Genomic DNA, 21,998 nt, shown 5'->3' on the forward strand with positions numbered 1-21,998 from the left:
CCATGACTGAACGTTTGCCGCGTTTCGATGCAGCGCATGCCACGCCTGAGCAGAAGGCCGTACTCGACGAGATATTGTCCGGTCCGCGTGGGAATCTGAATGGTCCGTTTCTGGGCTGGATTCACAGTCCCGAACTCGCGCAGCAGGCGCAACGGCTGGGGGCGTTTTGCCGCTACCGGACTGGCCTGCCGCTGCGCTTATCGGAGTTGGCAATTCTGGTGACGGCCGCGCGCTGGCAAGCGCAGTCCGAGTGGTACATACACTATCCGATTGCGTTACAGGCTGGCGTTACCGAGGCCGAGGCGGAGGCGATTCGCCTGGGTCAGCGGCCGTCTTTTGCCAATCCTGAAGACGCGCTGATCTACGCGTTTGCCAATGAGCTGTATGACACGAAGCGGGTGTCCGACGCGACCTATGCGGCAACCGTGGAGCGCTTTGGGCATGAGGTCACGATCAACCTGGTCGGCTTGCTGGGGTATTACGCGCTCGTGGCGATGACGTTGAATGTGTTCGGAATGCGGGCGGAAGGGCAGGAGACGTTGCCGTTTGGGGAGTAAGCGCGAGCAGGAAACGAGGCAATGGTCAACGTTCTAGCAGTCTCCTGGCCGCCGCGAGTTCGGCGTGTTCGAAAGCGGGTTCGAATTCGTCCGCTTCGCGAGCTGTCATGCCGATTTCTTTCGAGAGTGCCATCTCCCGCCATGAACGTACTGCAAGATATATGTTGCCGAGTAGATCAAGAGCCGCGCTGTCAGCCAGATGGAAATGCCTGGCCGCCGCGACGGCTTCTTCGATCGAACCACTCGGTCCAGATTCTTCCGTGAGCCATGTCTTGAGTTCGCGATCCTTGTCTGGCATCGGATTGAGATCAAACGCAGGGGCAAGACGCCATTGCCCATGCCCTACGTGCAGGAAACCATGATTTTGCAGGTGATCGTCCACATTGGTGATGAGCATGCTGAACACGATCCGGCGCCATAACTCAGTCAGATCTCTGCGCGGATCGTCGCTGACAACCAGGATCCGTTCTGCGATCTCGGTGTACGAGTGATCTTCTTCGCGCGACGCCTGGAGTAGCGACGCTGCCGACAGGTACGGAATCCGGCCGCCGTTATGGCGGTCAAAGCGACGGATCAGCGTAACCGGCACGTTGTCGGATAGCACGATGCGCGCGTGTGACGTGTCGATACCGGCCGTTTGCGCGAGGCGCAGGGCAAGCACTTCGGCGCGCGTAACCGCGCGCTCGTCCTGAACGCTTGGAAACTTGCCAATGGCGAGATGCCCGTCGTCGTCGACTATCGTGCATTTGGGCCGCATTCCACCGAGCGACGTTCCGCGCCCGCGTAGATAACGCAAGTCAGCTTCAGTCTCAGTACCGCTTTCGACCGCACGTGACGCGCCCAGTAGCTGGCCTAGTTCGATTAGCGGAGGAGCGCGGTGGCCGCCGTCCTCCATCGTGCGCTGAAATATCCCCTGGTCGTTCGCAAAGCGGATCGCTCCAACCCGGCTTTCGTCATCGACGCCAAGCAGGTAGTCCATCTCGGTCAGCGCACCACTAAAGTTTTTACCCTGTTCCTGCGCGCGCTTGCGTCGCTTTGCGTGGTCACGCGCAATGACCCGGCAGCCCCAGCCGTCAGGTTCGGTGTCCGCGATCGCAAAATGAAAGACGGAGTCGTTTCTGGTGGGAGCTTTGCGGAACTGCCGTTCGGTGGTCAGGACAAGGTCTGGAGAAATTGCGAAGTGAGAGTCGTCTTGAAGCCAGTTTGTGTCATAGACGAACGCCGAGCTTTCACGGGATCCCAGTTTCGCATAAGTCAGTTGGCCGACGGGCAATGCCGACGACCCCAACGCTACGCTGACTGTGCGCTCGACGGGTGCAGCCATTACAGGGCCCCTGACGATGAGGTGGTCTTCTTGCTGCGGATACGTTTGGGAAGGTTTTGATCCATCAGGGTTAGGCCAACATCGTCTCCGGCAGTGTCCAAAAGGTTCGTAAAGCGCTCCAACTCGCTCAATACGAGCATTGCGCTCGCAACCGTGCCCACGGCAACTGTTGGGTCGCCTTTCTCAAGCCGCTGCAAGGTTTTTAGCGAAACCTGCAGGCGTTCCGCCATGGATTGCGTGGAGATGCGTCGACGACGACGGGCCAACGCGATGTCCGCACCGAGTTTTTTTAATCCACGACGAACCGGCAAAGGAAGTGCGTCCGCTTTTGCAGTCGTATGTGACTTTATAGGAGAATTTAACGGTTCCATATGACTGATTATAGACTGAAATCGGGTTTCTCGTGAAAATTATAGATTATAGGTCACATGTGAATCTATAAAATAGAATAAAGGCTATATATGACCGTTAATGATCTGATGCAAGGTTGGATTGGTCGAATTTGCACCTAGGCATCCGACGTCGGGGTGCGAGGCCGCCGCCGCTATGCAAACAGGGGCTCCGAGGCTGCTTGCGCACTCGCCCTTGATCCGCCACTGGCTTTATGTTGATCGCGACGGCCCTCGCGCGACCCTGCCAAACACTTGACCGCACCGATCTCCAGAAGCGCCTATGATGAAGACCGGTCTACGCCCGCGTCTGTCGCGCTGCGTGGCATGCATCGACCGGCGCCGAGCCCGCAAGAATCCGGGCGTGACCGTTGCGGCAGGCGCCATGATGGGATAGCACAGCAGCGCTGACAGGGCACCAACAGGAGAGAACGATGAAGCGCAAGGCATCAGCGGTCTGGCAAGGCGGCCTGCAGGACGGGAAAGGCACGATTTCTACTGACAGCGGGGTTCTCAAGGACACCCAGTATTCGTTTGCGACACGTTTCGAAGACGGTATCGGCACCAACCCGGAAGAACTGATCGCGGCTGCACACGCCGGGTGCTTCTCCATGGCGCTATCGGCCGAGTTGGGCAAGGCGAATATCAAACCGGAACGTATCGGCACCACGGCAACCCTGACGCTCGACAAGGCCGACGGCGGGTTCGCCATCACCGCGGTTCACCTTGACGTCAAGGTGAAGATCCCCGGCGGCGACCGGGCGGCGTTTGAGAAAGCCACGGCGGACGCCAAGGCGGGATGTCCCGTTTCGAAAGTACTGAAGGCCACCATCACCATGGATGCGACGCTCGAAACCTGAGCGCGAACCGGTGAAGCAGCAATGAGAGTCTGAGAGCGGGTGTGTGGCGCCGTTTGGCGCCGCACACCCGAGTTGTCACGTTGACAGACAGAGTTGACAGACAGAGTTACATCGGCGGCGCCACACCGTCCTTCTCAACCACCACACGTTGCGCCAGGAACGCACCCTGCGCCGCAGGCGTCGCGACCACGAACACTTTCTTGCCGGCCGTCAGGTCGGTGCGAGTGGCCGGAACGAAGGTCACGACCGGCACATTCGGCGGTACCGTCACCACGTTGTTACCCCCCTTGTACGACAGCTTCAGATCGCGGCCGCTGGTGCCTTCGGCCACCTGGTCGACATTCGCGTTCGTCATCGAGCTGTTAGGACCGAGGTCCCACGCATAGTGGCCTTCACCGGTGCCGCGAGCCGATTCCGGAAACACCACCACTTCGGTGGCGGTCAGCTTGCCGTCGGTGCCCGTGGTGGCAGCCGTGCCGATAAACGAACCCGGCTTGATATCGGCCAGTTGCATTGCCTTGACGGCAGAGACGGTGACGGTCGGCGCCAGATTGATGGAGACCGTATCGCCGCTGCGGCGATGCACCTGCAGGACATCGCCATTCAGCGAGACGACTTCGCCGCGAATTCGCGACGGTTTGACCGCGGGCGTCTGCGCGAGCGCGACACCGGCAAAAGCGAGCGAGACAAGCGTAACGCCAAGTTTCAGGCGGATAGACATGGAATCTCCGTAGATTGAGTGTGGGTTGACTTGAAAAACAGGGATGCTGCTCAGGAACCGCCGAACCAGTTGTAGCCCTGGTTCTCCCAGTAACCGCCGGGATATTCATTCGTCACGGTGATCGCAACGATGTGCTTCGGATTCTTGTAGCCCAGCTTGGTCGGCATGCGCAGCTTCATCGGAAAGCCGTATTTCGGCGGCAACACCTGGCCGTCGTAGGTCAGCGTGAGCAGCGTCTGCGCATGCAGGGCTGTCGGCATGTCGATGCTGGTCCAGTAGTTGTCGGCACAATGCAGCGACACGAAACGCGCCGTCGTATCCGCGCCGGAGCGCTTCAGGAAGTCGGCAAAGCGCACGCCGCCCCAGTGGCCGATCGCGCTCCACCCTTCAATACAGATATGCCGCGTGATCTGGTCCGTTTGCGGTAACGCATGCAGTTCATCGAGCGTCCAGACCCGCTTGCCGTTCGCGAGGCCGCCCACCTGAAGGCGGTAGGTGGCGGCGTCGACTTCCGGCACATCGTCGACGTCGTAGAACGCGTTGAACGGGAACGGCCGCGTGATCATCGATTCCGGATAAGTCGGCGCCATGTGGTTCGGATCGAACAGCAGCGCCTGCACGTCGTCGTTGAAGAACGAGATCTTGCGCAGCATCGTGTTCACCGATTTGTCGGTGCTCAGATCGCAGCCCGACAGCAAGGCGAGGCCGCCGAGCGAGAGGATCCGCTTGCCGAGCAGGCGGCGCGCCGGGTCCTTCAGTTCGCGGTGGGCATCCTTCAGGATCGCGTCGCCATGCGAGGCGAGCGTCGTGCCGGGTTGTGCGTTGCGCTTGCGAATCGCCATGTCTACCGTCCCCGGATCATCAGGAGCAGCGAGCGCGGCACCAGCGCGACCATCACGACGTGCACGGCGAAAAAGGCCACCAGCACGCTCATACAGACGAAATGCACGACGCGCGCGTTGTCGTAGCCGCCCATCAGCGTTCGCAGGAGCGGGAACTGCACCGACTTCCACACGGCCAGCCCTGACAGCACCAGCAGCGCGATATCGACGATCACTACCAGGTAGGCGAGCTTCTGGATCGAGTTGTAGACCGAGAGATCGCCATGAGTGAGACGGCCGCGCACGGCTGCGACGATATCGGCGGCGAGCGAGCGGAAGGTGAGCGGCAGCAGTTTACGGCGCAGGCGTCCGGACGCCAGATTGAGACCCACGTAGACGAGGAAATTCGCCACCAGCAGCCACATCACCGCGAAGTGCCAAAGCAGGGCGCCGCCGAGCCAGCCGCCTAGTGTGATGGCAGGCGGAAACTGCAAGGCGGGAAAGATCGGCGAGGCGTCATAGACCTGCCAGCCGCTCATCACCATCAGGACGACTGCCAGCGCATTGATCCAGTGTGTGATGCGGACCCAGATGGGTTGAATCGTGGTGTGACTCAAAGCGATCTCGTGGTTGTTGGCCATTCACGTGGGGGAGGGCGTGGACGCATTTGCCGGCGTCGAGAGGGCTAACACCGTTTGGCCGGGGCTATTCCACCGAGGCCGAAGAATTTTTCTTAAGAGGGGCGTGACGTCGCAGGCGTCCGAAAGACCCCACCGCCAGCGCGCTTGATTTGTTGAATGGATAGTCATAATATCCAAACCCATGAGCCAGCCTGCCACCTCGAAGAAACCCCGCACCACGAGCGCCCGAGGGCGCCCGCGTGAGTTCGACACATCTACGGTGCTGGCCCATGCGAGCGATGTGTTCTGGCGCCACGGTTACCACGCCACCTCGATCGACGATCTGTGCAAGGCTACCGGCCTGCTGCGCGGTAGCCTGTACGGCGTGTTCGGCGACAAGCACGGCATCATGCTGGCGGCGCTCGACCACTACGCGGATGGCTCGGTTGCCCGCCTGGCGGAGCGTCTGAACGCGCCGCTGCCGCCCGAGGAGTCGCTGCGCAACGCCTTGCTGCATTGCGCGAAGACGTCGTGTTCACTTACGCAGCAACGCAGTTGCCTGATTACGAACACCGCGCTGGAAATGCAGGCAGACGATACCGCGCTGCGCGAACGGATCGGCTCGATCCAGCGCCGCATGGCGACGCTGCTCGCGGGTGCGGTGATTCGCGGCCAGGCGAGTGGCGCCTTCAGTTCGACACTCGACGAAAAAGCGGTCAGCAAATTTCTGCTCTGCATCATGCAGGGACTGCGCGTGCTGGGCAGGGTCGCGAATGACGAGGACCAGTTGACGGACATCGTCGACGTGGCGATGCGCGCGCTCGTGTAAATTTTTTTATCTAATTTTTGAACAAACGGTCATGAATAGCGAATGCATGAAGTCCGCACCGGTGACCCTGGCGGTTCCCGGTGGCGCTAGCGCCGCATCCAATGCCGCCCGTCCGATCAGCGCCGCCGAAGCGCCGCCGCGCTTCGAGCGTCAGGGCCTCGCGCTGGCCGTGCTGTTCGTCGGCGCGTTTCTCGCGCCGCTCGACTACTTCATTGTCAATCTGGCGCTGCCGGCGATCCACACGGGGCTCGGCGCCACCGACGCGCAGTTGCAGCTGATCGTCTCCGCCTACGCGTCCTCATACGCCGTGTTGCTGATCACGGGCGGCAGGCTTGGCGACCTGTTCGGGCGTCGCCGCATGTTCATGACCGGCATGGCTGGGTTCGTGGTGGCGTCAGCGCTGTGCGGCCTGGCGCCGAACGGCCACGTGCTGGTGATCGCGCGGATCGTCCAGGGCATGGCTGCTGCGGTGATGGCGCCGCAGGTGCTGGCGACCGTCCGCGCGGTGGTGCCGCTTTCCCAGCAGACGCGTGTCATGAGCTTCTATGGCTTCGTGTTCGGACTTTCGTCGATCGTGGGCCAACTGGGCGGCGGCGCGCTGATTACCTACCGTCCATTCGGTCTCGACTGGCGGGTCATTTTTCTGATCAACATCCCGGTCGGCATCCTGGCGTTTATCGGTAGCTGGAAGTTCGTGCCGGAGAGTCAGCCGGCGGTACGCGCGGGCGTGGATCTGAAGGGCGTGGGTCTGCTCTCGCTGTTGCTGCTGCTCGTCATTTACCCGATGACGCACGGCCGCGAAGCCGGCTGGCCCGCATGGACCTTCGTGATGTTCGCGTTGAGCGTGCCCGTGTTTGCCCTCTTTATCGCCACCGAGCGGAGCCTCGAGCGCCGCGGCGGCCACCCGCTCGTCGATCTGCAGCTGTTCCGCAATCCGGCATTTGCGCTCGGTCTCGTGCTGGCGTTCCTGTTCTATTGCAACAGCGCGTTCTTTCTGACCTACGGCATCTTCCTGCAGACGGGTCTGCACTGGACGCCGCTCGCTTCCGGCGTCGCCATCATGCCGTTTGCGATCGGTTTCGTGATCGGGCCGTTGACCTCGCCGGCGGTGGTGCGGCGCATCGGCGGTCATGTGCTGACACTGGGGTTTTCGATGATGGCGATCGGCTTTACGGTCACCGGCTGGTCGGCCACTCAAGCTGCTACGCCGGACCTGTTGTTCTATTGTGGGCTGGTGTGCGCCGGCGTGGGGCAGGGCCTGCTGCTGCCGTCGATCATGCGGATCGTTCTCGCGGAAGTCGCGCCGGAGAAGGCCGGTCTGGCCTCGGGCGTGGCGTCGTCGACGTTGCAGATCGGCTCGGCGTTCGGCACGGCGGCGATCAGCGGGGCGTTCTTCGGCGTGCTGGGCGGCCGCGCGACGCCGGGTGCCTACGCGCATGCCTTCCAGTACAGCCTCGGAATCAACGCATTATTGATGCTGGTGTGTATTGGATTGAGCGTGCTGCTGGTGCAGCATCAGCGACGCGTGGTCCGCCATTGATGCCATTGTCGTTTACCACAGGAATATGACACTGCACCGACTTAATGCACTTCGCCCTGCATTGGTGATATTCATGGATGGCTGTTCAGTTCACAGATGATTTTCGCAATAATGATCTGATAAAAATAACCGGGTGACCGGTCGCATGGCGACTGGAATCAAATCGCAATGTCTGACAAATCAACCCCGGCATGTTTTACTTTGAATATTTTGAGCCTGCGTAATTTGTTCCCGCGCTCAGGTCCGTCGGGCGGGGGATAGGCGTTAGCTGATGAGGTTTTAGCGAAACGATCATTGTTTCAGTGAGTGAGCCGATGATCGAAATTCGATTCTCGTCGGCGTGAAAACGGTATCAATAAAAATCACTTGCAGACGGGATATTCAATTGTTAATCTTGGCAAACTTTTTAAAATCTTCCGCCAGTAGGCTGGCTGAGACAATGGGCTAAAACAGATCAACGTTTTCATTCCGGGGATTGATATGCTGACCGCTACCCTCGATGCATTTGATACACCACTCGCGCCACTGAGCGTCGGTGACGTGGTCACGCTCAAAACGGGTGGGCCGCGAATGACGGTGACCTATGCCGGTCCCGTCGCGCTAACTTCGGGCGACTGGGTAATTTGCCAGTGGTTCGACGAGCACGGTGAACTGCGCCAGCAGATGTTCGAGCAGGAACATGTGCGGCTCGAGCCACGCTCGATTCCTGCCGGCTCCGTGACGCTGCGTTCCTTCGGGCGCAGTGCGTATTCCAGCTCGCGTTCCGAGTAAATCACCTTAACGTCTCTTCGCGCGACCCATCGGGTCGCGCGCAAGGCGGCCTGCCTCTGGCCTGTTAGCGCCGCGCCTCGGTTGCCATCCGAATTGCCAGTCCCGCGAGCACCGTTCCCATCAGCCAGCGCTGGGCGAGGATCCAGGCGGGCCGTCTGGCGAGAAACACGGCGATCGAACCCGCCATCATCGCCACCATCGCATTGATCGTCAGGCTAAACGCAATCTGCACCGACCCCAGCACCAGCGATTGCTCGAGCACGTTGCCGTGTTGCGGATCGATGAACTGCGGCAGCAGCGATAAATACAGCACCGCGATTTTCGGGTTCAGCAGATTGGTGACGAAACCCATGGCAAACAGTTTGCGCGGGCTGTCCGCCGGCAGGTCGCGCACCATGAACGGCGAACGGCCACCCGGTTTGACGGCTTGCCACGCGAGCCACAGCATATAGAGCGCGCCGCCGAAGCGCAGCGCATCGTACGCAAATGGCACGGCTAGCAGCAGGGCGGTGATGCCGAGCGCGGCGCTGAACATATAGAACACGAAGCCAAGCGCCACACCGCCGAGCGAAATCAGACCAGCGGTACGGCCCTGGCAGATCGAGCGCGAGACGAGGTAGAGCATGTTCGGGCCAGGCGTGAGCGCCATGCCGAGCGAGACGAGGGCAAAGGTCAGCAGTTTTGCGAGTTCAGGCACTGAATGGCTCCATGAAAGTGACGTGTGCGTAACGGCGTGTGTGACTCATTGCGGCGGTGCAAAGGCGGCCAAAGCGGCAGGCGTATGTGGCGCCTGCAACGTCCTGCGCAGCGGCGGGTCCCGCGGCTTGTGCCGCTTGTGTCACCGTCCGGTCTTGTTGCGGGTCGCCCGGCTTTGCACACGCTGGACCAGCGCCGCGGAGAAGTTGCGCATCCGCACCACGCGCCGCGTTTGCACGACTTCTTCGGCCACGTCCTTCGGAGGATTCGGCTGCAGCGCCCAATAAAGCGCGGCCAGCCAGCCGAACCCGGTCCAGCCCAGACATGCATTGAACAAGGCCAGCGTCAGCAGATCGTGGCGCTTGCGGCGGTCGGCGAGGATCGCCGGCAGGAAGTACAAACCCAGCGCGACGACAGCGGCGACCGCTTGAACGAGCGTGTTGCCTCCCATCGCGGTACTCCCGGTTTAGTCCGAATCTTTCGATTGTCTCTCGATTGTGCCATGCGCGCAGCCATTCTCGACACCCTGGCCGAACGGGGGACTTCAGGACGGCAACGGAGAGGTCTATCATGTGCGTTTTGACCGACCGACCGGACAGCCATCATGATTTCCGACGACACCGCCCAGCAGGCCAAGACCATCAACCACGATACGCTGCGCGAATTCGTGGATCGCAAATGGAACGATGAAATTGTGCCGGCGCTGACCGACTATATTGCCGTCCCGGCCAAGAGCCCGGGCTTTGACGCGGACTGGGTCAAGCACGGTTTTATCGAGCGCGTGGTGACGGACGCGGCGCAGTGGGCAGAGCAACAGCCTGTCAAGGGCCTGAAGCTGGAAGTCATCCGCTTGCCGGGCCGCACGCCGGTCATCTTCTTCGAGTCGCCGGCCACGCGCTCGGGCAGCACCGAGACCATCGTGCTGTATGGCCACCTGGACAAGCAGCCCGAATTCGACGGCTGGCGCAACGACCTCGGGCCGTGGACCCCGAAACTTGAAGACGGCAAGCTGTATGGCCGCGGCGGCGCGGACGACGGCTACGCCATCTACGCAAGCCTGACCGCACTGGCTGCGCTGGACGCGCAAGGCGTCGAGCGGCCGCGCTGCGTCGGCCTGATCGAGACCTGCGAGGAATCGGGCAGCTACGATCTGCTGCCGTATGTCGACGCACTGCGCGAGCGGCTCGGCAAAGTGGGCCTGGTGGTGTGCCTTGACTCCGGTGCCGGCAACTACGACCAGTTGTGGCTGACCACCTCGTTGCGTGGCCTGGTGGCGGGCGATCTGGAAGTCCATGTGCTCGACGAAGGGATTCACTCGGGCGGCTACGGCGGCATCACGCCCTCGAGCTTCCGTATCATGCGGCAACTGTTCGACCGTCTCGAAGATGCCTCGAACGGCAATCTGCTGCCGAAGGGCTTCCATTGCCCGATTCCTGCCGACCGTCTGCGCGAAGCCGAGGCGACTGCCCATATTCTGGGTGACGACGTGTGGAAGAAAATCCCATGGGCCTGCGGCCAGGACGGCCGCCAGGTGCTGCCTACCACCGCCGATCCGAAAGAGGCGCTGCTCAACTCGACGTGGCGTCCGTCGTTGTCGGTGACGGGAGCGGCGGGCTTGCCCGCCATCGCCGACGCCGGCAACGTGCTGCGCCCGCGCACGGCGTTCAAGCTCTCGCTGCGTCTGCCGCCGCTTCTCGATGCGGCGAAGGCGGTCGCGGAGCTGAAAGCGCTGCTGGAATTCGAGCCGCCCTACAACGCCAAGGTGACGTTCAAGCCCGACGCGGGCGCCGCAACCGGCTGGAGCGCCCCCGAGCTGGCCCCGTGGCTCGCCTCGGCACTCAACGACGCGTCGCGCCAGCATTACGGCGCAGACTGCGCGTATATGGGGCAGGGCGGTACTATCCCGTTGATGAACGTGCTGAAGGAAGGCTTCCCGCACTCGCAGTTCATGGTGTGCGGCGTGCTCGGACCGAAGTCGAACGCGCACGGACCGAACGAGTTTCTGCATGTGCCCTACGGCAAGAAGTTGACGGCCGCGGTTGCCGATGTCATTGCAGCGGCGCCTTAACCTGAACCCCAACCCAGCTCCCAGATACTGCGAATGAACGATCCCCGCGTGGCCCAATCGTCTTTCCCAAGAATTTCCGCCGAAACGCTGCATGCCTATGTGAGGGCGATCTGGGAGCAGGCCGGCAGCTCGCCGCGCGAGGCCGAGCTGGTCGCCGACCACCTGCTCGCAGCGAGCCTGACCGGTCACGACTCGCATGGCGTCAGCATGATTCCGCGCTATGTGGCATCGGTGGGCGACAATGAACTCAAACTCAATCTGCATGCCAAGGTCGTGCGCGATGCCGGCGCAGTGCTGACCATCGACGGCGTCAAGGGTTTCGGCCAGGTCATCGCGTATGAGGCAATGGAGCTCGGCATCGAGCGCGCGAAACGTCTCGGCATCTGCGCCGTGGGTCTGCACGGCGCGCATCATATTGGCCGCATCGGTCACTGGGCGGAGCAGTGCGCGCGCGCCGGACTCGTCTCGTTTCACTTCGTCAATGTGGCGGGCGATCCGCTCGTCGCGCCGTTCGGCGGAACGGACCGCCGCATCGGCACCAATCCGTTTTGCGCCGCCTATCCGCGCAGCGGCAGGCCGCCGCTGGTGCTCGATTTCGCCACCAGCGCGGTGGCTTTCGGCAAGGTCCGGGTCGCCTACAACCAGGGCAAACAGGTGCCCCCTGGCGCGCTGATCGACAACGCAGGACGCCCCTCGCTCGAGCCGAAAGTGATGATAGAGCCACCGGTCGGCTCGCTGCTGCCGTTTGGCGGTCACAAGGGTTTCGGGCTGGCGTCGATGTGCGAGATCTTCGGCGGGGCGCTGTCGGGAGGCTTCACGAGCCATGCCGATACGCTCGGCACGAACCACGCCATCATCAATTGCATGCTGTCGGTGATCATCGATCCCGCCGCGTTCGACGCCCCGAACGCCGAGGCCGAAGCCGACGCGTTTATCGAATGGGTGAAGGCTTCGCCGCTTGCAACGGGTACCGAGCGCATTCTCGAACCCGGCGAAGCCGAGCGGCTCACGCGAGCCGACCGTGAGACGCACGGCGTGCCGGTCGACCCCACCAGCTGGCAACAGATTTGTGCCGCCGCGCTCGCGGTTGGCATGCCGGCTGAGCAGATCGAACGCTGGGCCACGCATCTGCAATAACCGCCTGGTTGTCGCGAATAGCGTCGCCATCACCGTCGTTGCCGCTATCGCTGTAAGGCGTTAGCGCCTCGACTTTTTTGTTCAGCCGCGTCCTTAAACACGCATAACCCCTCTCGTTATGCGGTGGGAATGTTCTCTCTCCCACACACCACGACTTAAAGATTACCTCAAGCAGCATTTTCGATTGCATTGCCTGGGAGTAAATATTTACCGTCGTTCTCGCCGCCGGCAATAAATTCCACATCCAGTCTCCACCGGCTTTTCCGGCGGTTTGGCACAAGCATTTCCGTGTGTTTTTTCACGGGCAATCGTTTGCGGCCAGATGTGTGGCCTCCCGTTTGGAACTCACCCGGAAACCCTTTCCCGGAGGGAATGTGAGGAGAACTTGCGTTCGTCCGTTAGCAAACCCGCTCCCAGCTCATTGAGGTCTGCTTTAGGCTCGACTTGCATTGCCGCCGTTTAACCTTAAAGGACCGTTCAAAATGAATCTTCACAATCATCACGCCTGCCGTCCGTTCCTCGAAGCCGGAAACCTGTCGCAGATTTCTGCCTATTACGAAGAGGGACGCAACATCATGTGGATGATGTTGCGTGCTCAGCCGCGTCCCTGTTTTAACCTTGAACTGGTGCACGATATTCTCAGCCTGGCACAGGCCGCGCGCGAGTCCGGCTTACCGATCGACTTCTGGGTGACAGGGTCGCTGATTCCGTCGATCTACAACGTCGGCGGCGATCTCGACTTTTTTGCCGAGACGATCCGCGCTGGCCGGCGCCAAGCCTTGATGTCGTATGCCAGAGCGTGTGTCGATTGCGTGCATGCCGCAGCACGCGGCTTCGATACCGGTGCGATCTCGATTGCGATGGTGGAGGGGACCGCGCTGGGGGGCGGGTTCGAAGCCGCCCTCGCACATCACTTCCTGCTCGCGCAGAACGATGCGCGAATGGGCTTCCCGGAGATTGCATTCAATCTGTTCCCGGGCATGGGTGGGTATTCGCTGGTAGCGCGCAAGGCCGGCATGCGGCTCGCGGAAGAACTGATCGGAATTGGCGAGTCGCACACGGCCGAGTGGTACGCGGGCAAGGGGCTCGTCGACCAGTTGTTCGAACCGGGCGAGGCCTATGTGGCGACGCGTACGTTTATCGACACGTTGCGCCCCAAGATGAATGGCATCCGGGCTATGCTGCGGGCACGTCAACGCGTACTGCAGCTTTCGCGCGCCGAGCTGATGGAAATTACCGAAGACTGGGTCGAGGCCGCGTTCACGATTGAAGAAAAAGATCTGGCTTTCATGGAACGGCTGGTCATGTTGCAGAACCGCCGCACCGCGAGCATGCGCCAGACTAGCGCCAGCATCGCCTGACTCGGACGGAGGCTCAGGCGATCAGCCTGAGCTTCTGCCGGTCGTGCAACCACTGCTCGAATTCCGCGGCCGGCATGGGCTGGCCGTACAAAAAGCCCTGTACGTATTCCACCCCAAGCCCTTTCATGAATGCTTCTTCCGCCTCGGTTTCGATGCCTTCAGCGACCACCTTGAAATTCAGCTCCTGGGCCACTGCCACCATCGAGCGCACCAGCGCCTGGGCTTTCTTGTCGGCGTTGATCGAGCGCACGAAGCTGCGGTCGAGCTTGATGACGTCGAGCGGAATGCGCCCGAGTTGCGACAGCGACGAATAGCCAGTGCCGAAGTCGTCGAGATGCACCTGCGCGCCAAGCTGGCGGAACTGCGTGATCAACTGGATTGCCGCGGCTTCGTCTTCGATCAGGCAGCTCTCGGTGAGTTCGAGATCGACGAGGCACGGATCGAGCCCCGCTTGCTGGAGCGCTTCGGCGAAATGCCGGACCACCGCGGTATCGACCAGCTGGCGAGCCGACACGTTGATCGCCACGCGCAGGTTGAGCCCAGCGGCTTTCCAGCGCGCGGCCTGCTGGGCTGCGGTCTGCATGACCCAGCGGCCGAGATGGCCGATCAGTCCCGATTCTTCGGCATAACGAATGAACTCGGTCGGCATGATCTGGCCGCGCTCGGGCGAATTCCAGCGGATCAGCGCCTCGGCGCCGGTTACCGCACCCGTGGCAAGCGACAGCTTGGGCTGGTAGTACAGCGTGAACTGGCCCTCTTCGAGACCGCGCCGCAGATTGGTATCGAGCCACATATACTCGGCCACCTTGCGGTCCATCTCCTGCGAAAACACCCGGTAGGTCCGCTTGCCTTCATCCTTGGCGACGTACATCGCGGTGTCCGCCGAACGGATCAGCGACTCGAGGCTGTCGCCGTGCTCCGGGCACCGCGCGATGCCGATCGAACAACCGGTGTAGACCTCGACGAGGCCCAGGCTGAAGGGCGTGCGCAGGCGCTCCAGAATGCGCTGCGCGGTGGCTTCGAGGGACTCGAGGCTGCCGTTCGCGGCCAGCACGATAAACTCGTCGCCACCCAGCCGCGCGAGCGTGTCGCCCTCGTTCAGGCAGGTGCTGATGGCCGCCGACACATCCTTGATCAGCCGGTCGCCGAATACATGGCCGTAGTGGTCGTTGACCTTCTTGAAGTTGTCGAGGTCAAGGAACAGGATGCCGACCGACTCGTCGACAGCCGCGCTCGAGATTGCCGCGCGGACCTTGTCCTGAATCGCGTTGCGATTGGCGAGGCCGGTGAGCGAGTCGGTATTGGCCAGTTCGGTCAGACGGTCCTGCGCGCGACGCTCTTCGGTGATGTCGGTGCCCGAGCAGATCAGGAATTGCTCGTTGACGCCGCTGCCACTTTGCACGAACTTGTTGCGAAACAGAAACAGCCGCTCGCCGTGAACCGTTTTCACGAGCCGTTCGACTTCGTAGGAGACACCGCGGTTAAAAAAGCCGGCGATATTCTGGCTCGACGCCGCACCTGCCTCGGACGACATGAAGAGAGCCCAGACGCTGCGGCCGACAATGTCTTCCTCTTTCATGCCGGTCAGTTCTTCGGCGAGGCGATTGAAGCGCTGGATGCGCCCATTGCGATCGACGATCACCACGACCGAGTTCACCTCCGACACCACCTGCTCGGCGAACGACAGGCCATGCACGAGATCGCGCGCGACCGATTCGGTGTCCTCATAGGCTGACGCGGTGCCCGCCCACAGATTGCCGCTGAGTTTCTTGCCGACCAGATGCAGCTTGAGCGGCTGGCCGAACAGGCGCACGTCCAGAACCAGATGGGAAGTGATGCCTGCGAGGCGGCGGATCTGCCCGGCCTGTTGCGGGGTGAGAGAGATGGCGGCGTTGGCCGGCATGTCACCCGTGACCGGCGTCAGTTCGAGCGCGTTGCTGTCTTTGGACAGACGCCAGCAAGGGCTGCTTGTGCCGAACTGGGCATAGAGCACCTGGTCGTGTTGGTCGTCGTTCATAAGTGTTATCCCCGGGCAAGCATGCCTGCGGGCCGCCAGCTCGGATAGTCAGGCCGGCGGGGGGCAAGCAGTCTACTTCAGCTGAAAGACTGACTTCATTGTATCCAGATGGCCGTGACTGAGCGTCGTTAACAATAACGGCAAGGTACTATGATCCTTTAGACATAGGTTAGATATTAATGGCAATGCATTAATTAATGGCGACATTAATGACGGCGCGCCATTCTGATGCGCATTTGTTCCCGCGCGTCGCCCTCTGCATGCGTCAGATATGTAAATTCGCCCGCTACCAGCGTCGCCACCACCACGCCATCCCGGTATAACACGCGATTGCCGGCCACCGTGGGCACCTTGTCGCCTGGCAACAACGTGCCAGCCAGATTTAACGGGTCGGTGCCGGCCACGCAGACAAAAGTGCCGTCGTCGGCATGGCGGCGCACCTCGCGCAGCAACGGGATCGCTTCGGGCAGCGCAAACTGCTCGCCCGAAAGACCGTTGACGAAGCGTCCGCCGCGCACCTGGCCGCGCGCTTCGAGCCGCTGCAGGACGCGCAGCAGGTCGCGCCACGGCGGCAGCCATTCGGCTTCGCGCGCGAGCAGCCGCCAGAACACGACGCCATAACGGCGTAACAAAGTCATGACCAGGTGCTCGAGGACTTCGGGCGCAAGGGAAGAAGCGCGACCGATGGATTGCGACGGTGGCGTCGCAGCCGCGCCTTCCTCGACGGCAAGCGCACTGCGGCGCTGGAGCAACGCCCAGCGGCCCGCGTCGTCCATGCCTCCGATCAGCGCACCAGCACGCGGGCGCCGGTTGCTGTGATGCGCGTTGCGCTTCGCGGCCGGTTTCAGCAAGGCACGCAACCCGGCAAAACTATCCGAATTCACGAGTCCTGCCGCAACAAGTTCGCTTAATGCGTATTCCAGCTGAATGCCAAGCAGACGCGTGTCGCTCGCCAACTCGTCGAAGAACATCGCACCGTGTTTAATAAGCGCGTCATAAACACTTTGCGCGTGCGATGAAAGTTCGGGCTGCTTGCTTTGATCGATCAAAGCGCTCCATAGACCGATGTCGCGCCGCGGCAACAATACGATCGGTGTGCTGCGCACCGGTCCGCTGGTTGCGCGCGAACGTTCGGTCAGACGCGTCCAGACCAGCTTGCCGGAGCGGCATAGTTCGTCGAGCATCGTGATCGAATAGTCCTTGAGACGGGCGGGCAGGATGTCTTCTTCCCAGGCACCGGCCGCCGCCTCGAAACCGGCCAGCTGATCGAGCACCGCCGCGAGCGCGTCGCGCCCTTCACCGCGTGTGGCGGGCGTCAGATGTTGCCATTCGAACAGGAAACGCATGAAATCGTGCCGTTCCACCGGCTCGATCTCGCGGCGCAAACGCCGCACGGTGTAGCGATGAATCCGCGCGAGCAGGTGCCGTTCGCACCATTCTTCTGCGGACGCGCCCAGTGTGAAGCGGCCGCGCATCACATAGCCTTGCGCCTCGAGCGCGGTCAAGGCTTGCTCGACGGCGACAGAAGGCAGTGCCAGAGAGCCGGCAGTCGAGGCCACCGGTAACGGGCCGAAGCCGGTGAGCCGCGCGCGGATCACGTCGACGAGCGCTTCCTCTTCGCTCCAGGTGTCGGTAAAACCTTTGGGCGCGCTGATCGGCGGCGTGAAGGCGGCGTCCGGATAGATGGCGGCGAGGCAGGTCAGCCGCTCCGCCGGAAGCCAGAGGTCGGCACCGGCCCGGTTTTGCAGCCGGGTGGCCCGGCCCGATTCCGCCAGGGTCGTAAGCCATCCTGACCACTCCGGATTCTGTTGGGCCTCGGTATCGCTGACGCACGCGAGTCCGGTCAGCGCCTCATGCATTTCATCGAGGTTGCGCGGCTGCGGCCAGGCTTCCTCGCGCACGCCGGCAATTGCATCGACATCGAGCGCGCCGAGATCGTCAGCCGAGGCGGGATCGGACCAGCGCCGGTTGAGCACGGCCTGGGTGCGACGCTCTTCGATCGGCGCGTCGTCCAGATACGCGTAGGGCTTGGCGGTGAGAATTTCGGCCGCGAGCGGCGAGGGCGCCGGCAATTCGCGCGTAATCAGTTTTACCTCGCCTTGTTCCATCCGGCGCAACAGGCTGATCCAGCCTTCGGTGTCCATTGCTTCGTGCAAGCAATCGTCGATGGTCTGATCGACGAGCGGATGATGCGGCAATTCACGTTCGCCGACGATATTCTCGAGACACGCCACCTGATCGGGAAACACGGCTGCCAGCAGGTCCTCGCTGCGCATGCGCTGCAGTTGCGGGGCCGTTTTGCGGCCGCCGCTGTAGCGCGGCAGGGCGAGCGAGGTGGTTGCGTTCCAGCGCCAGCGCACGCCGAACAGCGGCGCATCGAGCAACGCCTGAATCAGGAGATGCTCGGCCGTGTTCGAATGCAGATAGCGCCAGACTTCATTGAGCGCGAAGCTGTGGCTGCCGGTCAGCGAAAGGATGATGGCGTCCTCGGTGGCGGCCGCCTGCAATTCGAAGTTGAAGGTACGGCAAAAGCGTTTGCGCAACGCGAGGCCCCAGGCGCGATTGAGACGGCTGCCAAATGGCGCGTGAATCACGAGCTGGGTGCCGCCCGATTCGTCGAAGAAGCGCTCCATGACCAGCGTGTTTTGCGTCGGGAGCGTGCTCAAGGCGGCGCGGGCGCGCGCCAGATAGTCGACGATCTGGCGTGCGGCCGGCTCGTCGAGATTGAGCGTGGCGGTCATCCAGGCGATGGCGCGTTCGAGGCGGGGTGCATTGGATAACGGTGCGCGTGCGGGCGCGTCCGCCACGGTCACGTCCGCGTCCACGTCACGCAATTGTGGAAGTGAGTCAGAACCGGAAGCCGTGGGCGAATCGACAATGGCAAGCGCGCGTTCGCGGCGTTGGGTACGTCGGGTTGCGGCGAGACTTGCGACGGCCGCTGTCTTCGCGCTGGCTGATTTCTTCTCCGTCGCTGCTTCCGTAGCGCCTGTTGCGTCCTTGGCGCCCTTAGCGCCGCCTGCAACGGCATCATCATCGTCGTCACTGAGCAACTGATCGATCTGTGCCCGCAAACGCGCCACGCCGAACGACAGCTCATCGCTACGCCCCGGCGCTTCGCCGAGCCAGAACGGAATATTCGGCGGCTGCCCTTGTGCGTCTTCCACCCGCACGCGGCCGGCTTCCACGCGCTGGATACGATACGACGCGTTGCCGAGCTGAAAAACGTCACCTGCCAGACTCTCGACCGCGAAGTCTTCGTTGACCGTGCCGATATTGACGGCCTGCGGCTCGAGAATCACCGCATAGTCCGCGTTCTCGGGGATGGTGCCCCCCGACGTCACCGCGACCAGCTTGCCGCCGCGTCGTCCGCGCAATGTTCCACTCACTGCGTCGCGATGCAGATAAGCGCCGCGCGGACCATGGCGGCTCGTATAGCCTTCCGCGAGCATCCGCAGCACCGCGTCGTACTGCTCGCGTGCGAGATCGGCATAGGGCGCGGCGCGCCGCATCAGATCGAACAGCGCATCCTCGCTCCACTCGGCGCTCGAGACTTCCGCGACGATCTGCTGGGCCAGCACGTCGAGCGGCGCACGCGGTATCTGCAAGGCGTCGAGTTCGCCGCGCCGCACGCAATCGAGCAAGGCCGCGCATTCGATCAGGTCGTCGCGCGAGGTGGGGAATAGCCGCCCTTTCGGCATGCCGCCCACGTGGTGTCCCGAGCGGCCGACGCGCTGCAGAAACGGCGCGATCGCGCGTGGCGAGCCCATCTGGCAGACCAGATCGACATCGCCGATATCGATGCCCAGTTCCAGCGACGCCGTGGCGATCAGCACACGCAGATCGCCGCGTTTGAGACGCTGCTCGGCGTCGAAGCGATATTCCTTGGCGAGGCTGCCATGGTGTGCGGCCACGGCTTCCTTGCCGAGCCGCTCGGTCAGATGACGCGCGGCACGCTCCGCCATGCGGCGCGTGTTGACGAAAACCAGCGTGGTGCGGTGCTGCGCAATCAGTTCGGCGAGCCGGTTATACACGAGCTCCCAGACTTCGTTGGCCATGACGGCTTCGAGCGGTACCGGTGGAATTTCCAGCGCGAGATCGCGGGCACGCACGTGGCCTACATCGACGATCGCGCAATCGGCCGGTTCGGCGCTGTCCACACTCGCACCGCCCACCAGAAACCGCGCGACCGCGCTGATCGGCTTTTGTGTCGCGGAGAGGCCGATGCGCGGCAGACGCCGGCCGCATAGCGCGTCGAGCCGTTCCAGGCTGAGCGCCAGATGGCTGCCGCGCTTGCTGCCGGCGAGCGCATGGATTTCATCGACGATCACCGTGCGGGTGGTCGACAGCATGCGGCGCCCGGAGTCACTACCAAGCAATACGTACAGCGATTCCGGCGTCGTCACGAGGATGTGTGGAGCGCGCTTGCGTAGCGCGGTGCGCTCCTGCTGGGTGGTGTCGCCGGTGCGCACGGCGGTGCGGATCTCGAGCGGCGGCAGGCCGCGCTGCGCGAGTTCGGCGGAGATCCCTTCGAGCGGCAGCTGCAGGTTCAGACGTATGTCGTTTGAAAGCGCCTTAAGCGGCGACACGTAGACCACGAGTGTTTCGTCCGGCAGCGCGCCGCCATTGGCGAGCCCTTGCTGGACCAGATCGTCGAGCGCCGACAGAAACGCGGTGAGCGTCTTGCCGGAACCGGTCGGGGCGGCGACCAGGGTCGAGCGGCCGCTGCGGATAGACGGCCATGCGGCCACCTGGGCATCGGTAGGCGCCGGAAACGTTTTCAGGAACCAGCCGGCCACCGCCGGATGAAAGCTGTCCAGCACGCCGGTCGATGAAGAGGCGGGAGAGGGAGAAACGGCGGGAGTCATGCTGCCGTAGATGGGGGCGCGACCGGCCATATCCAGAGGAGCGGCGCACGCCGCGCGATGTGAGGAACCAGGGCCCAGTCTCGCAGGTTTTCGGGCGGCGCGCCATGTGGACTGAAGCGTCGTAAAGCGGCAGGTTTTGCTGCTTTTCAGATGGCGGCGAGTAGAGATTGCACCGTTGACAACGAGTATGACGCGCCGGTCATCTGCTTGTCGCCGCCGCTGCTGGATTTCGCCCCGTGCAGTATTCTCATTGGTTTCCCCCCAACCAGTCGGAGCAATAACGATGCGCTATAACCAGCTAGGCCGCACGGGCCTCTTTGTGTCCGAACTTTGTCTTGGCACGATGACCTTCGGCGGCGGCGAAGGCATCTGGCGTCAGATCGGCGATCTGCAACAGGCCGACGCCGAACGTCTCGTTGGTCGCGCGATCGACGCCGGCATCAACTTTATCGATACCGCCGACGTCTATGCGCAAGGTCTGTCCGAGCAGATCACCGGCCTCGCGCTGAAGAACCTCAAGGTGCCGCGCGACCAGGTCGTGGTGGCCACCAAGGTGTTCGGCGCGACGGCGGAATCCGCCAACACGCGCGGCGCCTCGCGCTATCACATCATGGACGGCATCAAGGCAAGCCTCAAACGTCTGCAACTCGATCACATCGATCTTTACCAGATCCACGGCTTCGATCCGGCCACGCCGATCGAAGAAACGGTGCGTGCGCTCGATACGCTGGTTCAGCACGGCCATGTGCGCTACGTCGGCGTGTCGAACTGGGCCGCGTGGCAGATCGTCAAGGCGTTGGGTATCGCCGACCGTCTCGGCCTCGCGCGCTTCGAAACGCTGCAGGCGTACTACACGCTCGCGGGCCGCGATCTCGAACGCGAACTGGTGCCGATGCTGCATAGCGAAGGGCTCGGACTGATGGTCTGGAGCCCGCTCGCGGGTGGCCTGCTGAGCGGCAAATACGGGCGTGAGCAGCAAGGCGAGGCTGGCAGCCGCCGGAACACGTTCGATTTTCCGCCGGTGAATCGCGAGCGCGCCTACGACTGTATCGATACGATGCGCGGCATCGCCGAGGCAAAGGGGGTGTCGGTCGCGCAGATCGCACTCGCCTGGCTGTTGCATCAGCGTGCGGTGACCACGGTGATCGTCGGTGCGAAGAAGGTCGAGCAGCTCGACGACAATATCGCCGCCACCAAGGTCGAACTGAACGCCGACGAACTGGCGAAACTCGATGCCGTCAGTGAGTTGCCGGCCGAGTATCCGGGCTGGATGCTGGAGCGTCAGGGCGAGCCGCGTCGCGCGCAGGTGAAGGAAAGCAGCCGGCGTTCGCTGAAGTAAGCGGTTCAGCGTTGGGGGACGTTTGCGGTGCGAGTGCAGTGGGCACAGTGGTTGCAATTCAAGGCAATTGCAAGCCCGGCTGC

General features: G+C 62.5%; 19 protein-coding genes. 9 read left to right on the forward strand and 10 right to left on the reverse strand.

Going from position 1 to position 21,998, the window contains the following annotated elements; all coding sequences use genetic code 11:
* The first annotated feature begins 2 nt into the window (after positions 1 to 2).
* A complete protein-coding gene (locus P3T24_RS03500; RefSeq protein ID WP_429432449.1) occupies positions 3 to 557 on the forward strand; it encodes a carboxymuconolactone decarboxylase family protein in 555 nt (184 codons plus the stop codon).
* Between the two features lie 25 nt (positions 558 to 582).
* On the opposite strand, the gene P3T24_RS03505 is transcribed toward P3T24_RS03500, so the two are convergent.
* Together P3T24_RS03505 and P3T24_RS03510 are read right to left on the reverse strand one after the other, a co-directional pair.
* On the reverse strand, positions 583 to 1,881 hold the full coding sequence (locus tag P3T24_RS03505) for a type II toxin-antitoxin system HipA family toxin (protein ID WP_429432452.1): 1,299 nt from the start codon (positions 1,879 to 1,881) through the stop codon (positions 583 to 585).
* Positions 1,881 to 2,252, reverse strand: a complete 372-nt coding sequence (locus tag P3T24_RS03510) for a helix-turn-helix domain-containing protein (protein ID WP_429432455.1) — start codon at positions 2,250 to 2,252, stop codon at positions 1,881 to 1,883. The genes P3T24_RS03505 and P3T24_RS03510 overlap by 1 nt, the downstream gene beginning before the upstream one ends.
* Positions 2,253 to 2,704: 452 nt before the next feature.
* Between P3T24_RS03510 and P3T24_RS03515 the strand changes: the two genes are divergently transcribed.
* The gene (locus P3T24_RS03515) at positions 2,705 to 3,130 is read left to right on the forward strand and encodes an OsmC family protein (protein ID WP_074268694.1); all 426 of its coding nucleotides are present in this window, start codon (positions 2,705 to 2,707) and stop codon (positions 3,128 to 3,130) included.
* A 106-nt stretch (positions 3,131 to 3,236) separates the two neighbouring features.
* Here P3T24_RS03515 and P3T24_RS03520 read toward each other — a convergent pair whose 3' ends face one another.
* From P3T24_RS03520 to P3T24_RS03530, 3 genes are read right to left on the reverse strand one after another with little or no spacing between them, the layout of a single operon-like run.
* A complete protein-coding gene (locus P3T24_RS03520; protein ID WP_074268693.1) occupies positions 3,237 to 3,851 on the reverse strand; it encodes a hypothetical protein in 615 nt (204 codons plus the stop codon).
* Between the two features lie 50 nt (positions 3,852 to 3,901).
* Positions 3,902 to 4,693 (reverse strand): molybdopterin-dependent oxidoreductase, encoded by a 792-nt coding sequence (locus P3T24_RS03525; RefSeq protein WP_074268692.1) that lies wholly within the window; start codon positions 4,691 to 4,693, stop codon positions 3,902 to 3,904.
* 2 nt (positions 4,694 to 4,695) lie between these two features.
* Entirely contained in the window at positions 4,696 to 5,289 is a 594-nt protein-coding gene (locus P3T24_RS03530) for a cytochrome b/b6 domain-containing protein (protein ID WP_254369051.1), read from the reverse strand.
* A 205-nt stretch (positions 5,290 to 5,494) separates the two neighbouring features.
* Here P3T24_RS03530 and P3T24_RS03535 point away from each other — a divergent pair, with 205 nt between their 5' ends.
* From P3T24_RS03535 to P3T24_RS03545, 3 genes are all read left to right on the forward strand, one after another.
* Positions 5,495 to 6,121, forward strand: a complete 627-nt coding sequence (locus P3T24_RS03535; protein WP_429432458.1) for a TetR/AcrR family transcriptional regulator — start codon at positions 5,495 to 5,497, stop codon at positions 6,119 to 6,121.
* Between the two features lie 31 nt (positions 6,122 to 6,152).
* Entirely contained in the window at positions 6,153 to 7,661 is a 1,509-nt protein-coding gene (locus P3T24_RS03540; RefSeq protein ID WP_429432461.1) for an MFS transporter, read from the forward strand.
* 480 nt (positions 7,662 to 8,141) lie between these two features.
* Positions 8,142 to 8,432 carry a YodC family protein gene (locus P3T24_RS03545; protein ID WP_074268688.1) on the forward strand — a complete coding sequence of 97 codons (291 nt, stop codon included), beginning with the start codon at positions 8,142 to 8,144 and terminating at the stop codon, positions 8,430 to 8,432.
* 64 nt (positions 8,433 to 8,496) lie between these two features.
* Here P3T24_RS03545 and P3T24_RS03550 read toward each other — a convergent pair whose 3' ends face one another.
* Both P3T24_RS03550 and P3T24_RS03555 read right to left on the reverse strand, forming a co-directional pair.
* On the reverse strand, positions 8,497 to 9,081 hold the full coding sequence (locus P3T24_RS03550) for a LysE family translocator (protein WP_429286173.1): 585 nt from the start codon (positions 9,079 to 9,081) through the stop codon (positions 8,497 to 8,499).
* A 189-nt stretch (positions 9,082 to 9,270) separates the two neighbouring features.
* Positions 9,271 to 9,579, reverse strand: coding sequence for a superinfection immunity protein (locus P3T24_RS03555; RefSeq protein ID WP_429285713.1), 309 nt, complete (start codon positions 9,577 to 9,579; stop codon positions 9,271 to 9,273).
* Positions 9,580 to 9,732: 153 nt separating this feature from the next.
* On the opposite strand from P3T24_RS03555, the gene P3T24_RS03560 reads away from it, so the two are divergent.
* Positions 9,733 to 11,196, forward strand: a complete 1,464-nt coding sequence (locus P3T24_RS03560) for a M20 family metallopeptidase (RefSeq protein ID WP_429285712.1) — start codon at positions 9,733 to 9,735, stop codon at positions 11,194 to 11,196.
* 33 nt (positions 11,197 to 11,229) lie between these two features.
* Positions 11,230 to 12,333, forward strand: coding sequence for a malate/lactate/ureidoglycolate dehydrogenase (locus tag P3T24_RS03565; RefSeq protein ID WP_429432464.1), 1,104 nt, complete (start codon positions 11,230 to 11,232; stop codon positions 12,331 to 12,333).
* 167 nt (positions 12,334 to 12,500) lie between these two features.
* Here the strand turns inward: P3T24_RS03565 and P3T24_RS03570 are convergent, their stop codons facing one another.
* On the reverse strand, positions 12,501 to 12,635 hold the full coding sequence (locus P3T24_RS03570; protein WP_429432467.1) for a hypothetical protein: 135 nt from the start codon (positions 12,633 to 12,635) through the stop codon (positions 12,501 to 12,503).
* A gap of 180 nt (positions 12,636 to 12,815) precedes the next feature.
* On the opposite strand from P3T24_RS03570, the gene P3T24_RS03575 reads away from it, so the two are divergent.
* Positions 12,816 to 13,694 (forward strand): crotonase/enoyl-CoA hydratase family protein, encoded by an 879-nt coding sequence (locus P3T24_RS03575; RefSeq protein ID WP_074268683.1) that lies wholly within the window; start codon positions 12,816 to 12,818, stop codon positions 13,692 to 13,694.
* A 13-nt stretch (positions 13,695 to 13,707) separates the two neighbouring features.
* Here P3T24_RS03575 and pdeR read toward each other — a convergent pair whose 3' ends face one another.
* Positions 13,708 to 15,711: a cyclic di-GMP phosphodiesterase gene (gene pdeR / locus P3T24_RS03580; protein ID WP_429432469.1), complete on the reverse strand. Its 2,004-nt coding sequence runs from the start codon at positions 15,709 to 15,711 to the stop codon at positions 13,708 to 13,710.
* Positions 15,712 to 15,917: 206 nt separating this feature from the next.
* Positions 15,918 to 20,576, reverse strand: coding sequence for a DEAD/DEAH box helicase (locus tag P3T24_RS03585; RefSeq protein ID WP_429432472.1), 4,659 nt, complete (start codon positions 20,574 to 20,576; stop codon positions 15,918 to 15,920).
* Between the two features lie 283 nt (positions 20,577 to 20,859).
* On the opposite strand from P3T24_RS03585, the gene P3T24_RS03590 reads away from it, so the two are divergent.
* Positions 20,860 to 21,915: an aldo/keto reductase gene (locus tag P3T24_RS03590; protein ID WP_074268680.1), complete on the forward strand. Its 1,056-nt coding sequence runs from the start codon at positions 20,860 to 20,862 to the stop codon at positions 21,913 to 21,915.
* Positions 21,916 to 21,998 lie beyond the last annotated feature (83 nt).

The organism is Paraburkholderia sp. GAS33 (assembly GCF_050436645.1).
Classification (GTDB): Bacteria; Pseudomonadota; Gammaproteobacteria; order Burkholderiales; family Burkholderiaceae; genus Paraburkholderia; species Paraburkholderia phenazinium_B.

Excerpts from the sequence above, each read along its gene's own strand:
- P3T24_RS03500 (WP_429432449.1), top strand. The coding sequence starts at position 3 with ATGACTGAACGTTTGCCGCGTTTCGATGCAGCGCATGCCACGCCTGAG.
- P3T24_RS03505 (WP_429432452.1), bottom strand. The coding sequence starts at position 1,881 with ATGGCTGCACCCGTCGAGCGCACAGTCAGCGTAGCGTTGGGGTCGTCG.
- P3T24_RS03510 (WP_429432455.1), bottom strand. The coding sequence starts at position 2,252 with ATGGAACCGTTAAATTCTCCTATAAAGTCACATACGACTGCAAAAGCG.
- P3T24_RS03515 (WP_074268694.1), top strand. The coding sequence starts at position 2,705 with ATGAAGCGCAAGGCATCAGCGGTCTGGCAAGGCGGCCTGCAGGACGGG.
- P3T24_RS03520 (WP_074268693.1), bottom strand. The coding sequence starts at position 3,851 with ATGTCTATCCGCCTGAAACTTGGCGTTACGCTTGTCTCGCTCGCTTTT.
- P3T24_RS03525 (WP_074268692.1), bottom strand. The coding sequence starts at position 4,693 with ATGGCGATTCGCAAGCGCAACGCACAACCCGGCACGACGCTCGCCTCG.
- P3T24_RS03535 (WP_429432458.1), top strand. The coding sequence starts at position 5,495 with ATGAGCCAGCCTGCCACCTCGAAGAAACCCCGCACCACGAGCGCCCGA.
- P3T24_RS03540 (WP_429432461.1), top strand. The coding sequence starts at position 6,153 with ATGAATAGCGAATGCATGAAGTCCGCACCGGTGACCCTGGCGGTTCCC.
- P3T24_RS03545 (WP_074268688.1), top strand. The coding sequence starts at position 8,142 with ATGCTGACCGCTACCCTCGATGCATTTGATACACCACTCGCGCCACTG.
- P3T24_RS03550 (WP_429286173.1), bottom strand. The coding sequence starts at position 9,081 with ATGGCGCTCACGCCTGGCCCGAACATGCTCTACCTCGTCTCGCGCTCG.
- P3T24_RS03555 (WP_429285713.1), bottom strand. The coding sequence starts at position 9,579 with ATGGGAGGCAACACGCTCGTTCAAGCGGTCGCCGCTGTCGTCGCGCTG.
- P3T24_RS03560 (WP_429285712.1), top strand. The coding sequence starts at position 9,733 with ATGATTTCCGACGACACCGCCCAGCAGGCCAAGACCATCAACCACGAT.
- P3T24_RS03565 (WP_429432464.1), top strand. The coding sequence starts at position 11,230 with ATGAACGATCCCCGCGTGGCCCAATCGTCTTTCCCAAGAATTTCCGCC.
- P3T24_RS03575 (WP_074268683.1), top strand. The coding sequence starts at position 12,816 with ATGAATCTTCACAATCATCACGCCTGCCGTCCGTTCCTCGAAGCCGGA.
- pdeR (WP_429432469.1), bottom strand. The coding sequence starts at position 15,711 with ATGAACGACGACCAACACGACCAGGTGCTCTATGCCCAGTTCGGCACA.
- P3T24_RS03585 (WP_429432472.1), bottom strand. The coding sequence starts at position 20,576 with ATGACTCCCGCCGTTTCTCCCTCTCCCGCCTCTTCATCGACCGGCGTG.
- P3T24_RS03590 (WP_074268680.1), top strand. The coding sequence starts at position 20,860 with ATGCGCTATAACCAGCTAGGCCGCACGGGCCTCTTTGTGTCCGAACTT.